General features: G+C 59.7%; 13 protein-coding genes. 12 read left to right on the plus strand and 1 reads right to left on the minus strand.

What is annotated here, in order from left to right:
• Positions 1–68: 68 nt before the first annotated feature.
• Together AC13QY_RS09090 and AC13QY_RS09095 are read left to right on the plus strand one after the other, a co-directional pair.
• Positions 69–1,409: an LLM class flavin-dependent oxidoreductase gene (locus tag AC13QY_RS09090; RefSeq protein WP_488493321.1), complete on the plus strand. Its 1,341-nt coding sequence runs from the start codon at positions 69–71 to the stop codon at positions 1,407–1,409.
• Between the two features lie 11 nt (positions 1,410–1,420).
• Entirely contained in the window at positions 1,421–1,957 is a 537-nt protein-coding gene (locus tag AC13QY_RS09095; RefSeq protein ID WP_488493322.1) for a flavin reductase family protein, read from the plus strand.
• Here AC13QY_RS09095 and AC13QY_RS09100 read toward each other — a convergent pair.
• Complete coding sequence (locus tag AC13QY_RS09100) at positions 1,934–3,097, minus strand: aminotransferase (RefSeq protein WP_488493323.1); 1,164 nt, start codon at positions 3,095–3,097, stop codon at positions 1,934–1,936. The genes AC13QY_RS09095 and AC13QY_RS09100 overlap by 24 nt on opposite strands.
• 96 nt (positions 3,098–3,193) lie before the next feature.
• Between AC13QY_RS09100 and speB the strand changes: the two genes are divergently transcribed.
• From speB to AC13QY_RS09150, 10 genes are all read left to right on the plus strand, one after another.
• Positions 3,194–4,249 (plus strand): agmatinase, encoded by a 1,056-nt coding sequence (gene speB / locus AC13QY_RS09105; RefSeq protein WP_488493324.1) that lies wholly within the window; start codon positions 3,194–3,196, stop codon positions 4,247–4,249.
• Positions 4,250–4,482: 233 nt separating this feature from the next.
• Positions 4,483–5,097: a cupin domain-containing protein gene (locus AC13QY_RS09110; RefSeq protein ID WP_113388679.1), complete on the plus strand. Its 615-nt coding sequence runs from the start codon at positions 4,483–4,485 to the stop codon at positions 5,095–5,097.
• A 121-nt stretch (positions 5,098–5,218) separates the two neighbouring features.
• The gene (locus AC13QY_RS09115; RefSeq protein WP_113396489.1) at positions 5,219–6,160 is read left to right on the plus strand and encodes an ABC transporter substrate-binding protein; all 942 of its coding nucleotides are present in this window, start codon (positions 5,219–5,221) and stop codon (positions 6,158–6,160) included.
• A gap of 90 nt (positions 6,161–6,250) precedes the next feature.
• Positions 6,251–7,048: a sugar ABC transporter ATP-binding protein gene (locus AC13QY_RS09120; protein WP_113331870.1), complete on the plus strand. Its 798-nt coding sequence runs from the start codon at positions 6,251–6,253 to the stop codon at positions 7,046–7,048.
• Positions 7,045–8,058, plus strand: coding sequence for an ABC transporter permease (locus AC13QY_RS09125; protein ID WP_488493325.1), 1,014 nt, complete (start codon positions 7,045–7,047; stop codon positions 8,056–8,058). Before AC13QY_RS09120 ends, AC13QY_RS09125 begins: the two co-directional genes overlap by 4 nt.
• Positions 8,059–8,063: 5 nt before the next feature.
• Positions 8,064–9,152, plus strand: coding sequence for a phosphotriesterase family protein (locus tag AC13QY_RS09130; protein ID WP_488493399.1), 1,089 nt, complete (start codon positions 8,064–8,066; stop codon positions 9,150–9,152).
• 26 nt (positions 9,153–9,178) lie between these two features.
• Positions 9,179–9,949, plus strand: coding sequence for a glutamine amidotransferase (locus tag AC13QY_RS09135; protein WP_488493326.1), 771 nt, complete (start codon positions 9,179–9,181; stop codon positions 9,947–9,949).
• Positions 9,950–9,954: 5 nt separating this feature from the next.
• Positions 9,955–10,869, plus strand: a complete 915-nt coding sequence (locus AC13QY_RS09140) for a ribokinase (protein ID WP_488493327.1) — start codon at positions 9,955–9,957, stop codon at positions 10,867–10,869.
• A complete protein-coding gene (locus AC13QY_RS09145; RefSeq protein WP_113352995.1) occupies positions 10,866–11,708 on the plus strand; it encodes a BtpA/SgcQ family protein in 843 nt (280 codons plus the stop codon). Before AC13QY_RS09140 ends, AC13QY_RS09145 begins: the two co-directional genes overlap by 4 nt.
• Positions 11,705–12,946 (plus strand): Zn-dependent hydrolase, encoded by a 1,242-nt coding sequence (locus tag AC13QY_RS09150; protein WP_488493328.1) that lies wholly within the window; start codon positions 11,705–11,707, stop codon positions 12,944–12,946. Before AC13QY_RS09145 ends, AC13QY_RS09150 begins: the two co-directional genes overlap by 4 nt.
• Positions 12,947–12,966 lie beyond the last annotated feature (20 nt).

Below are 12,966 nucleotides of genomic sequence, written 5' to 3' on the forward strand. Positions count from 1 at the left end.
TGCGCCTGGCGATAATTTGTACATTCGCCGTCAACGGGACGGCGTGGCCGATATAAAGGGAAAATTCGATGGCGCGGACCGATAAGATGAAACTCGGAACTTTCGTCTATACGTTCGGCTTTCATCCGGCCTCCTGGCTACATCCGGCAAGCGATGTCAACGGCGCCAACGACTTCGCGCATCTGCTCGATGTCGCCAAGCGATCCGAAGCGGCCAAATTCGACTTCATGTTCATGGCCGATTCTCCGGCGGCCGCCGTCGGCGATCCCAATGCCCTCGCCCGCATCCCGACCAAGATGAACCGCTTCGAGCCGCTCTCGCTGCTTTCGGCACTGGCGGTGACGACCAACGATCTCGGGCTCGTGGCAACGGTCTCGACGAGCTACTATGAGCCCTACAATGTCGCGCGTCTGTTTTCCTCGATCGACCATCTGAGCAAGGGCCGCGCCTGCTGGAATGTCGTCACCTCTGACCACGACGAAACCGGCTACAACTTCAATCGCGAAGGGCTCGATCCGCACGCGCTGCGCTACGAGCGCGGCAACGAGTTCGTCGACGTCGTCTTCGGCCTTTGGGACAGCTTCGAGGAGGGCGCGCTCCTTCTCGATCGCGAATCCGGCGTCTACTACGACAAGGACAAGCACCACACGCTCAACCACAAGGGCAAGCATTTTCAGGTTCGCGGACCCCTTAATATCGCGCGAACGCCGCAGGGCCGTCCTGTCATCGCCCAGGCGGGCGGTTCCGAACCCGGTATGGACATGGCGGCACGCACGGCCGAGATCGTCTTCAGCCTGGCCTCTAACATCGAGCGGAACCAGGCCTTTTACGAGAATGTCAAAGGCCGGATGGCTGCCTATGGGCGTGATCGCGACGACCTGAAAATCATGCCGGGCATCGTCATCAACGTCGGCGAAACCGAGGCCGAGGCAAAGGCGAAGGTGGATTATCTGATCGACAAGATGCATCCCGATGTCGGGCGGCTGATGCTCTCCGAGTTCCTGGAGGCGGACCTGCGCGGCGTGGCCCTCGATGAGCCCTTCCCGATGGACCGTCTGCCGGCGGCGCCAAAGGGATCGCGTGCCCTGTTCGACGAACTGGTGGATTTCGTCAAGAGCGGCCATACGGTTGGCGAGCTGATCCGACATTATGCGGAGAAGCACACCGGGAATGGCATAACGGGCACGCCTGCCCAGATCGCCGACTACATGGAGGAATGGTTCGAAACGCGTGCGGCCGACGGCTTTATCCTGATGTTTCCGACCCTGCCGTCCAGCCTCGACGATTTCGTGCGGGTCGTGCTGCCGGAGCTTCGCCGCCGCGGGCTGTTCCGCGAGGAATATGAGGGCAAGACCCTGCGCGAAAACCTCGGCATTTCGATGCCGGCAAACCGCTTTGCCAAGACGTGAGGGCCAGGCCGATGGGTAACGACGCTCTGATCAGCGACACGGAATTCAGGCTATCGATGCGTCATTTGGCCGGCGCGGTCAGCGTGATCACGGTCGGTGACGGCCAGGACCGTACCGGCTTCACCGCGACGTCGGTTTCCTCATTTTCGGCGGATCAGCCTTCCGTCATCGTCAGCGTCAACAGGACTTCTTCCTCCTGGCCAGCGCTGCAGCGATACGGCTGTTTCTGCGTCAACGTGCTTGCGGCCGACCAGCAGCACGTCGCGCAATCCTTTTCCGGCATTGGCGGACGCAAGGGCGCCGACCGCTACGAGGGTGCCGAGTGGTATCGCCTAAGGACAGGCGCAGCCGCACTTGAAAATGCCCTGACGGTCCTCGACTGCAAGCTCGAAACCACATTCCATCATCACTCCCATGCCATTCTGATCGGGCACATCCGTGCGATGGAAATCCGGCGGGACGCAAGACCGCTGCTCTACTGGCAGGGCGGCTATCATAACCTGCCGGCTGCTGCTGATCGCCGGCTAGCGGAGCCGATCCGGCAGTAGTCCGATGGAAGTGACATCGGCATTGGCAAAGGCAAGCCTAAGGTAGCGCTCCTGGCCCTCGCCGAAATATGCGCCTGGTATGCAGACGACACCGCGTTCCCTCGCGAGTTCTTCGGCAACCTCGGACGACGATCGGCCCTCGAAGGGATGGCGAACAAAGGCGAAATAGGCGCCGATCGCCGCAATCTCCCAACCCACCAGCCCGGAAAACGCCGATCTCAAGGCATCGGCCCGGCGAGCGATTTCCAGCCTGTTGCCGGCCCGCCAATCGGCAAGGACAGGCAAAGCCGATGCAACCGCGATCTGAGCCGAACGCGGGGCGCAGATTTGCATATTGTCCATGACTTTCGCGATCTCAGCAACGAGCCCGGGGCCTGCCGTGACGGCGCCTAGCCGATGGCCGGGAATGCAGAAGGATTTCGAGAAGCTGTAGAGAAGGACAAGCGTATCCTCCCAGCCCGGCTCCGACAGCAGGGCGTGCGGCCTTCCGTAATCTTCGGCCAGGAAGTCGCGATAGGTTTCGTCGACGACCAGCCAGGCGCCGTATTTTCGGCACAGCGAGAAAAGCTCGTGAAGCAGCTGAGGCGGATAGACTGCTCCGGTCGGATTGTTGGGCGTGACGACGGCAAGCATCTTCGCGCCGGCCGCAAGCGCGGCTTCGGCAGAGCCGAGATCGGGAAGAAAGCCGGTTGCAGGATCGCACTCGACCAGTCGGCGCCCGATCCCCAGCATCGACAACGTCGTGTCGTGATTGAAATAGAAAGGATTGGTGAGCGCTACCGTATCGCCCGCGCCCGCTAGCGCAATCGCCGTGCACATGAACGCCTGATTGCAGCCGGCCGTGATATGGATATTGCCGGCAGATATGTCAGCGCCATAGAGCTCCGCGACATGGGCGGCATAGGCCTGGCGCAGCAAAGGCTCGCCCTCGATCGGCCCGTATCCTGTCATCGCCTGTTGTGCCGCCGTCTCGCCGAGAAGCCGCAGCATCTCCGGGTGTGCGGGATAGCCGGGCACAGCCTGCGACAGATCGATGAGTGGCCCCTTCGATCCCTTGTATTCGCGTCCCCAGGCGACGACGGAAGGAATGGGCGGAGGCGAGAGGCGGGCAACGAGCGAATTGGATTTTGCAGCGGTCATATCGATTTCTCTTTGATACCGATTGCTACAACGATACCAATTGTTTTCTCAACCTCTTTGTTGAGCGGGACGAACCTCAAGCGGAGACGCATGCGCATGGTGTGGGACAAGATGCGGCTCGAACAGCTGCGCGCGGAATTTTCAGACGCCAATGGCGGCGAGATATTCGACGAGAAGTTTCGCAAAGTGGCGGAGAAAATCATCTCCAAGAGCGGTACGAGACTGGCGCCATATGCCGGTGTGCCGACTTTCCTCAGCGCGCCCTACATGCAGGTCGCGGCCGACGAGCCTGACTTCGGCAATCTTCAGGTCGCGATAACGGGAATCCCGATGGATCTTGGCGTCACCAATCGCCCCGGCTCCCGCTTCGGACCGCGTGCCCTTCGCGCCATCGAAAGGATCGGTCCTTACAACCACGTTCTGGGAACGGCGCCGGTCTTCGATCTTCGCGTCGCCGACATTGGCGACGTGCCGTTCCAGAGCCGCTACCGGCTGGAACCCAGCCACGACGATATCGAGAAGCGTATCGGCCAGATCGTCGATGCGGGCGTCGTGCCGTTATCGGTCGGAGGTGACCACTCCATTACCCACCCGATCTTGAAGGCTGTCGGCCGGAATCAGCCAGTCGGTCTCATTCATATCGATGCGCATTGCGACACCAGCGGTGCCTTCGATCAGACGAAATTTCATCACGGGGGACCGTTCCGCAATGCCGTGCTGGACGGCGTGCTCGATCCGACAAGGACAATCCAGATCGGCATACGCGGTTCAGCGGAATACCTATGGGAATTCTCCTATAAATCGGGAATGACCGTGATCCACGCCGAGGACCTCAGCGGAATGGGGATGGAAGCCGTCATCGCCAAGGCCAAATCCATCGTCGGCGACGGCCCGACCTATCTCTCCTTCGACATCGACAGCCTCGATCCGAGCTTCGCGCCGGGCACGGGCACGCCCGAGATCGGCGGATTGACGACGCGCGAAGTTCTAGAGCTGATCCGCGGGCTGAAGGGCGTGAACCTCGTGGGCGGCGACGTCGTCGAGGTCGCACCGCAATATGACGCAACGACCAACACAGCACATGCCGGAGCCCAGGTGCTCTTCGAGATTCTGAGCCTCATGGTGTTCAGCCCGTCGATCGGCGGACACTGAATGTTGCGGACCCATCCACGCGATGTCCGCGAATAATCTCCGGCAACGTCGCCGCAGGTCGACGAGAGGACCGCATAACGGAATTCAGGACGACAATCAGCTTTCCCTGTGAAACAGGCGCTGGTGGAGAAGTCGCCCTGGCGCCCATGTCACTGGCGCTCGTGATAGCTAGACAGATGCGGAGGGGTGGCGTTAAGCTTTGGCTTTGTAACGGCGACACCAGAAACATGAACATGATTGGATCCCCCGGGAAATCGGGAGAAGACAACGAGGAAAAGATACTGACCAATCCGGCGCGGCTTGGAGGCCGTCTAAGGCTCGCCAGGCAAACCCGGGGCTTGACCCTTAAGGCTCTCGCCCTGGCCGCGGATTGCTCTGAAAGCCTTTTGTCGAAAATTGAAAACGGCAAGGCTTCGCCCTCGTTACCGATGTTGCATAGGCTTGTCGGTGTTCTGGGTACGAATATTGGCTGGATGTTCGAGGAGGCCGACGGTGAAGAGGGCATCGTCTTCCGTTCCGGGACAAGGCCTTTGATTGGACTCGACCCATTGCGCAGAGGGGAAGGCATCTCTCTCGAACGGATAATCCCCTATTCGCAAGGCCATCTGCTTCAATGCAACATCCACCACATTGAGGCTGGCGGCCAAAGTGCCGGGCCGATCCAGCATGTCGGCGAAGAGGTTGGATACGTTCTTGCCGGCGAGATCGAACTGATGGTCGGGGAACGGACATTCCGGCTTTCCATCGGCGACAGCTTCGTCTTCAATTCCGAGCTGCCCCATTGGTATCGCAATGTGGGAGCGGATCGCGCAAGCATCTTCTGGGTCAATACACCGGCGACCTTCTAGCGCCGCCACCGTCCTGAAAGCGAACCTGCGATCATCTTCAAAGCCACAAATTCAAGTAACTTGACAATCATTCAAGTTACTTGAATACTCCCCTTGCAATCCAAAAACATGGGGAACGATCATGCATCTCAAGAAATACCTGTTCGGTTGCGCGATTGGCGCGACCGTGGCACTTGCCTGCGGTGCCGGCGCCGCGATGGCGAATACGCTGGCTCTCGTGACGATCAACCAGCAGGCTCTCTTCTTCAACCAGATCAATGACGGCGCCAAGGAGGCGGCAAAGAAAGCCGGCGCCGATCTCGTCATATTCAACGCCAACAACGTGCCCAGCGCGCAAAATGACGCCATCGAGAACTACATCACCCAGAAGGTCGACGGCATCATATTGGTCGCCATCGACGTCAACGGAGTGAAGCCTGCAATCACCGCCGCCAAGAAGGCCGGCATTCCGGTCATCGCTATCGATGCCCAGATTCCGAACGGCGACAACATCGCCTTCGTGGGTGTCGACAATACCAAGGCGGGTGAGCAGATCGGCAAGTTCTATTCCGATTACGTCAAGGACAAGATGGGCGGCAGCGCCAAGGTCGGCGTGGTCGGCGCGCTCAATTCCTTCATCCAGAACCAGCGTCTTGATGGATTCAAGGCGGCGGTAAAGGCTGGCGGCCAGAAGGTCGATTTCCTCGATACCGTGGACGGTCAGAACGTCCAGGATGTCGCCCTCAGCGCGGCGGAAAATCTCATCACCGCCAATCCCGACATGACGACGCTGTATGCGACCGGCGAGCCGGCACTCCTCGGCGCCGTTGCGGCTGTCACCAGCCAGGGCAAAACAGGTAACGTGAAGGTCTTCGGCTGGGATCTGACCAAGCAAGCGATCGAGGGCATCGATCAGGGTTGGGTGACGGCCGTTATCCAGCAGGATCCAGCCGGCGAAGGCAAGGCGGCCGTCGAAGCGCTCGTCAAGGTGAAAAAGGGCGAGAAGATCGATCCGATCATCAATGTGCCTGTCACCATCGTCACCAAGGAAAATGTCGACAAGTTCCGGGGCATGTTCAAATAACTCCCCGCATCTCGTCACGTCATGGCCGATCGCATCGGCCGTGACGTTGTGGCATCATGGCTAAGGCCATTTCCGCAAGGCAGCATTGATATGACAAACGCTGATACCTACCGCGTCAGGATGACCGGCATTTCCAAACGCTATGGCACGATGCAATCATTGGACAATGTATCGCTGACCTTGAAGCCGGGCGAGGTCCTCGGCCTTGTCGGCGACAACGGCGCCGGCAAATCGACCCTGAGCAAAGTGCTTTCGGGCGCGGTCATCCCGGATTCGGGGACGATCGAGATCGACGGAAAACCAGTTTCCTTTGCCTCGCCCGCTGATGCGCGTGCCGCGCATGTCGAGATGGTCTACCAAGACCTCTCCCTTTGCGACACCGTCGACGTGGCGGGAAATCTCTTTCTGGGGCGTGAACCGAAATGGAAGCTTGCGGGCATTCCAATCCTCGACAAGAAGACCATGCATGAACGGGCGCGCCATATGCTGGAAGGGCTCGGCATCGTCATTCCGGACACGCATCTAAAGGTCGAGAATCTCTCAGGCGGGCAACGCCAGTCCATCGCGATCGGACGTGCGGCGTCATTCAATCCTTCGGTCCTGATCATGGACGAGCCGACGGCGGCCCTGGCAGTTGCCGAGGTCGAGGCGGTGCTGGAGCTCATCCGCACGGTCAGCGCCCGGGGCGTCAGCGTCATTCTGATCACGCATCGGCTGCAGGATCTCTTCCTCGTCTGCGATCGCATCCAGGTGATGTATGAGGGGCAAAACGTCGCCGAGCGCCTTATCGCCGAAACGAATATCGAAGAAGTCGTCAACCTGATCGTCGGTCGCAAGTTCTCCGCGCGCTCGGCCGGCCAACATACCGAGCGAGGCGCTTCCATATGACCATGACATCCTCTCACGCCCAAACCAGCACGTCGTCTCGGCTGCGGAAGGCTCGCCTCTACGATAAGGCGATAGTCAATGGCGGTATCGTTTCGATCGCCCTGTTTTTCATCGCGGTCTGCATTTTCTTCTCCCTCTTTACAAACGTCTTTCTGACCGCTCCCAATCTCTTGAACGTGGTCAGACAATCCGCCCCCTTGTTGATCGTGGCGGCGGCCATGACCTTCGTCATCACGACAGGCGGTATCGATCTTTCGGTTGGATCCGTATTGGCCCTTGCAGCAACGCTTTCGGCCGCCTGCCTGCAGGCAGGAATCGCGTGGCCGATTGTCGTTGTTTTGATGATGCTTCTTGGCGCGGCGACCGGATTAATCCAAGGATATTTCATCGCCTATGAGCGGATCCCCGCCTTCATCGTCACGCTGGCCGGACTATCGGTCATCAGGGGGCTGGCGCTGCTTATCACCGGTGGCTACTCGATTCCTGTCGATCCGCAGAGCCCGTTCACCGCGATTGGCCAGGCCTGGTTCTTTGGCATCCCTGCCCCCGCGATGATCGCGATCGTCGCCCTTATCGCGGCCTATATCGCCTTCAACGAAACGCCGTTCGGGCGATACGTCACCGGCATCGGCGCCAATGCCGAGGCGGTGCGCCGCTCAGGCGTCAACACGCGGCGAGTCACCCTATTCGTCTATGTGATATCGGGCGTGGCAGCCTCCGTCGCCGGCATCATTCTTGCCGCGCGCCTGGGGTCCGGCTCCTCAAATGCCGGGCAAGGCTTCGAGCTCGATGTCATCGCCGCGGTTGTACTGGGCGGTACGAGCCTGTTCGGCGGGCGCGGTTCAGTGGTCGGAACGGTGCTCGGCGCACTGACGGTTGCCGTCATCGCCAACGGCCTGATCCTCTCGCACATGTCGCCCTTCTTCACGCCGATCGTCACCGGGGTCATCATCCTCGTGGCAATCTGGTTGAACTTCCGCCTTTTCAAAGGCGCGATAAGAGGCCGCTGAGCATGATGGATCATCTCTTTGCCGAGGGGGCCAGAACGCGGCACGCCATTGGCGTTCATACCGGATGCGCAATGACCGTGCTCGGCCCAATTCCGGTCGCGGACATGGGTGTAACACTCATGCATGAGCACATCTTCCTTGACGGAGCGACCTCATGGAAGTGCCCTTGCCATCCAGACGAAAAGGCGATCGCCGAACAGCCGGTTGGAATAGAGATCATCGGCGAGTTGCGGATGAACCCCTATATGAACCGCGACAACGTCTCGCTGGATGATCGGGATCTGGCGCTAGCCGAACTTTCCCGCTTCCAGAAGCTTGGCGGCCATACCGTGGTTGAAACCACCAACTTTGGCATAGGGCGCGATGCCGAACAATTGGCCCGCATCGCCCGCATGTCCGGTCTGAAGATCATCATGGGGACCGGCTTCTACCTGGAGCATACGCATCCGGAGTGGTTGAAGGACATGGATCTGGACGAGGTCACCGCCTTCATCGTCAACGACGTCGGCGGTGGCGAAACCCAGCCAGATATCATGGCAGGCATCATCGGTGAGGTCGGCGTCAGCAAGGACTTTACAGCCGAGGAGCAAAAATCCTTGAGGGCATCGGCGCGAGCCTCGCGGTTGACTGGCCTGCCTCTATCCATCCATTTGCCGGGATGGGAACGCCTTGCCCATCGCGTCCTTGATGTGGTCGAGGACGAAGGCGCGGACCTGCGTCACACTGTGCTCTGCCACATGAATCCCAGCCATAATGATCTTCATTATCAAAAGAGCCTCGCTGAACGCGGTGCCTTCCTGGAATACGACATGATCGGCATGGATTATTATTACGCCGATCAGGATGCGCAATCGCCATCGGACGAGGAGAACGCCAGGGCGATCAGGGCGATCATAGACCTGGGCTTCGCCGATCGGCTGCTTCTGTCCCAGGACGTCTTTCTCAAGATCATGCTGACCCGCTATGGCGGCTTCGGCTATGGCTACATTCTCAAGCATTTCCTGCCGCGACTGAAGCGTCACGGTGTCGATCAGCAGGCGATCGACCAAATGCTGATCACCAATCCCCAATCGGTATTTTCCGCCTCGGCCTGAAGGTCGGGTGCATCCAAGGAGCAGACATGAGCAAGAAAAAGGTTCTTCTGGCGGGTGAATCATGGGTTTCGACCGCCACCCATATCAAGGGTTTCGATCAGTTTCCGACGGTGACCTATCACACCGGTGCCGACGAATTGCTGAAGGCATTGAAGGACAGCGCCTTTGATGTCACCTTCATGCCGGCCCATGAGGCGCAGCGTGATTTCCCGCTGACAGCCGAAGCACTCGCGGAATATGACGCGGTCGTTCTGTCCGATATCGGCGCAAACACGCTGCTATTGCACCCTGATACCTGGATTCATTCCAAGAGAACGCCAAACCGGCTGAAGCTGCTGCGCGATTACGTTACACATGGCGGCGCGTTGCTGATGTTCGGCGGCTATTACAGCTTCCAAGGCATCAATGGCGGCGCGCGCTATCATAAAACGCCAGTGGAGGAGGTGCTGCCGGTAACCTGCCTTGCCATCGATGACCGCGTTGAAGTTCCCGAGGGGTTTTCGCCCGTCGTGACAGGCAATGACACCCACCCGGTTCTCAAAGGCCTCGGCAAAGATTGGCCCTACCTTCTCGGTTTCAATGAGGTGAAGGCGAAGCCAGGAGCTGACGTGCTTGCGACGGTTTCAGGCGAATATGGTTCGCAGCCACTTTTGGTAACCGGCACCTATGGCGCCGGCAGGACACTCGTCTGGACTTCGGATGTCGGTCCACACTGGCTGCCGCCGGAGTTCATTGCCTGGAACGGCTACAAGACGCTCTTCGAGCAGATGCTGGCCTGGGCAACGCTCAAGGACTGACGCCCATGCGCCTCCATGTCGTCGGCAATGTCTGCGTCGACACGAGCTTCCGCCTGCCGCGCCTGCCGCGTCCGGGGGAAACGCTCAACGCGAGTTCGATCGTTGAAGGCATAGGAGGCAAGGGTGCCAATCAAGCCGTGGCGGCGGCGCGAAGCGGGGCAGCGGTGTGCTTCTGGAGCGCGCTTGGCGACGACGACATGGCGGATGGCGTGAGCGAGACGTTGAAGAGTGACCTCGAGGTCGATCGACTGATCCGCCTGCCTCTTTCCACCGACCGTTCGACGATCCTGCTGGAAGAAGCCGGCGAAAACGCCATCGTCAGCGCCGTCGCCTGCGCGCGAGCCTTCAATCCGATCCGGCAATCGGCCCTGACGCGGACCTGGAGCAAGGGCGACATCCTTCTGATGCAGGGCAACCTGTCCAGGGAGGTCACCGCCAGCTGTCTGAAGCTTGCCGGAAGGTCAGGCCTGAAGACGGTGCTCAATGCCAGTCCTCTGTCGGACATGACGCTCGAGGATCTTGCCGACGTGGATCTTGTCATCGTCAATCAAGGCGAAGCCGCGGCGCTGACGGGCATGGAAAGCCCAAGGGCAGCGGCAAACCTGCTTTTGGAGAACGGAGCGAGAAGCGTCGTCGTGACGCTTGGAAGCCAAGGCAGCCTCATATGGGATCAGGCGGATCAAACACCAGTTTTCCTCGCGGCGCCCAAGAGCGCGGTCGTTGATACCAGCGGCGCCGGTGACTGCTTTGCGGGCGTCCTCGTCGGCCTGCTCGCACAAGGAAAATCCCTGACCGCAGCCGCGAACCTGGCAACCAAGGCCGCCGGCATCTCCGTCGGTCGTCTTGGAACGCTCGCCTCCTATCCCTCGCGGGTGGAAATTTCGGACATCATCAAGAGATCAGAACTGGAAAACACATGAGTGGGACAATGAAACCCATCGGGCAGGTAGCTGGCAACGCGCTCATCGATCTTTTCGGGCGCGAAAAGGCGATCATAGGCGTCGTTCACCTGGCGCCGCTTCCCGGTGCGCCGCGCTACTCCGGCGAGGAGATCGAGACCGTCTACCAGCGCGGACTTGACGATGCCCGCGCCTACCTTGCCGGCGGCTGCGACGCCGTGATCATCGAAAACCATGGCGATATTCCTTTTTCCAAGCCCGATGACATCGGCCCCGAAACCTCGGCCTACATGGCCGTCATCTCCGACCGCATCCGCCGCGAACTCGCCGGTCCGATCGGCATCAATGTTCTTGCGAATGCCGCCATTCCGGCGCTTGCAATCGCCAGTGCGGCAGGCGCGGGCTTCGTGCGCGTCAATCAATGGGCGAACGCCTATGTCGCCAATGAAGGCTTCATCGAGGGAGAAGCTGCCCGCGCAATGCGCTATCGCGCACGGCTCAATGCCCATGGCATCCGCATCTTCGCCGATGCCCATGTCAAACATGGAGCGCATGCCATCGTTGCGGACCGACCAGTCGAGGAACAGGTCAAGGATCTCGTCTTCTTTGACGCGGATGCCATTATCGCCACAGGGCAAAGGACAGGGCATGCAGCCGATCTCGATTACATCAAATTGATCAAGCGGGCGGCGGGCCTGCCGACCCTCGTCGGCAGCGGTGTGACGCCGGAAAATGGTAACGACATTCTGTCGGTAGCCGATGGTGTGATCATTGCAAGCTCACTGAAGTATGATGGCGTCTGGTGGAACGCGGTCGATCCGCAAAGGGTAAAAGACTTCGTGACAGGCATCCATCGATGACGTCATACCCACAAATCAATGCGCAGCGTCTGCTGCGGCGCATTGCCGATTTTGCAACGATAGGAGCCACGCCAGCGGGAGGGGTGAACCGTCAAGCGTTGAGCATCGGAGATAGGACGGCTCGGCGCCGGCTTGCGGAACTGGCCGTTGCCCGCGGTTTCAAAGCCTACCAGGATGCGATCGCCAATCTGTTCATCCGGCGTGAGGGACATGATCCTTCATTGCCACCCGTTTTGATTGGCAGCCATCTTGACAGCCAGCCCACGGGAGGCAGGTTTGATGGTGCGCTTGGCACGCTATCCGCCTTCGAGGTACTGGAAGCCCTTGAGGATGCCGGAGCCGTTACGGAACGATCCGTCGAAGTTGTGTCTTGGACCAACGAGGAAGGTAGCCGCTTCTCTCCCGGCTGCATGGGATCCATGGCCTTTATTGGCGCGGGCGACATGGCTGGGTGGCAGGATACGCGCGGCACCGACGGGGCCAGGCTTGGCGATGAATTGGCGGCGACATTGAAGGCACTGCCGGAAGCCAAGATGCAGCCGGTCGGCCATGCGGTGTCCGCTTTCGTTGAGATGCATATCGAGCAGGGACCCGTTCTCGAGCGCGCGGGCATCCCGATCGGCCTCGTCACCGGCGTACAAGGAACCAGGTGGCTCGAAGTTACCTTCAGCGGCGAGGCGGCCCATGCTGGCACGACTCCGCTGGAATTCCGCAAGGATCCCATGGCGGCGGCCGTCGCGGCGATCGCGCAACTGCAGCTCCTCGTCATGCCGGCCGATCCGATGGCGCGGCTGACCGTTGGTCGAATGAGCGTCGAACCCAGCTCCGTCAACGTCATTCCGAGCAGGGTCACATTCACCATCGACATCCGCCATCCGCGGGAAGACGTGCTTTCTTCCATAGAAGCTCAAATCGACGCGGAATGCCGTGCGTCGGCTATGCGCCATATGGTCGATGTGCTCATCAAAAAACGTTTCGACTTGGCACCCGGACAATTCGACACGACAGTCGTCGATGTGATCGACAAGGCTTGCGAAAGGCTTGGCGTTTCCAACATGAAATTGGTTTCCGGCGCCTTCCACGATGCACTTTTCATCAGTCGTGTTGCACCGACAGCGATGATCTTTGTTCCGTGCCGAGACGGCATCAGCCATAACGAGGCTGAATTTGTCACCTCGGAGAACATCGAGACAGGCGCGAAGGTACTGCTTGAGACCGTCCTTTCTTTGGCTCGATGAGCAATGATCATCCCCCTTAA

The sequence above is a fragment of the Martinezella sp. CNPSo 3795 genome (genome assembly GCF_057784475.1).

What these genes read in the sequence shown, in the direction of transcription:
- AC13QY_RS09115 (WP_113396489.1), top strand. Translation starts at nt 5,219, where the DNA reads ATGCATCTCAAGAAATACCTGTTCGGTTGCGCGATTGGCGCGACCGTG.
- AC13QY_RS09150 (WP_488493328.1), top strand. Translation starts at nt 11,705, where the DNA reads ATGACGTCATACCCACAAATCAATGCGCAGCGTCTGCTGCGGCGCATT.
- AC13QY_RS09125 (WP_488493325.1), top strand. Translation starts at nt 7,045, where the DNA reads ATGACCATGACATCCTCTCACGCCCAAACCAGCACGTCGTCTCGGCTG.
- AC13QY_RS09145 (WP_113352995.1), top strand. Translation starts at nt 10,866, where the DNA reads ATGAGTGGGACAATGAAACCCATCGGGCAGGTAGCTGGCAACGCGCTC.
- AC13QY_RS09135 (WP_488493326.1), top strand. Translation starts at nt 9,179, where the DNA reads ATGAGCAAGAAAAAGGTTCTTCTGGCGGGTGAATCATGGGTTTCGACC.
- AC13QY_RS09120 (WP_113331870.1), top strand. Translation starts at nt 6,251, where the DNA reads ATGACAAACGCTGATACCTACCGCGTCAGGATGACCGGCATTTCCAAA.
- AC13QY_RS09100 (WP_488493323.1), bottom strand. Translation starts at nt 3,097, where the DNA reads ATGACCGCTGCAAAATCCAATTCGCTCGTTGCCCGCCTCTCGCCTCCG.
- speB (WP_488493324.1), top strand. Translation starts at nt 3,194, where the DNA reads ATGGTGTGGGACAAGATGCGGCTCGAACAGCTGCGCGCGGAATTTTCA.
- AC13QY_RS09140 (WP_488493327.1), top strand. Translation starts at nt 9,955, where the DNA reads ATGCGCCTCCATGTCGTCGGCAATGTCTGCGTCGACACGAGCTTCCGC.
- AC13QY_RS09130 (WP_488493399.1), top strand. Translation starts at nt 8,064, where the DNA reads ATGGATCATCTCTTTGCCGAGGGGGCCAGAACGCGGCACGCCATTGGC.
- AC13QY_RS09090 (WP_488493321.1), top strand. Translation starts at nt 69, where the DNA reads ATGGCGCGGACCGATAAGATGAAACTCGGAACTTTCGTCTATACGTTC.
- AC13QY_RS09110 (WP_113388679.1), top strand. Translation starts at nt 4,483, where the DNA reads ATGATTGGATCCCCCGGGAAATCGGGAGAAGACAACGAGGAAAAGATA.
- AC13QY_RS09095 (WP_488493322.1), top strand. Translation starts at nt 1,421, where the DNA reads ATGGGTAACGACGCTCTGATCAGCGACACGGAATTCAGGCTATCGATG.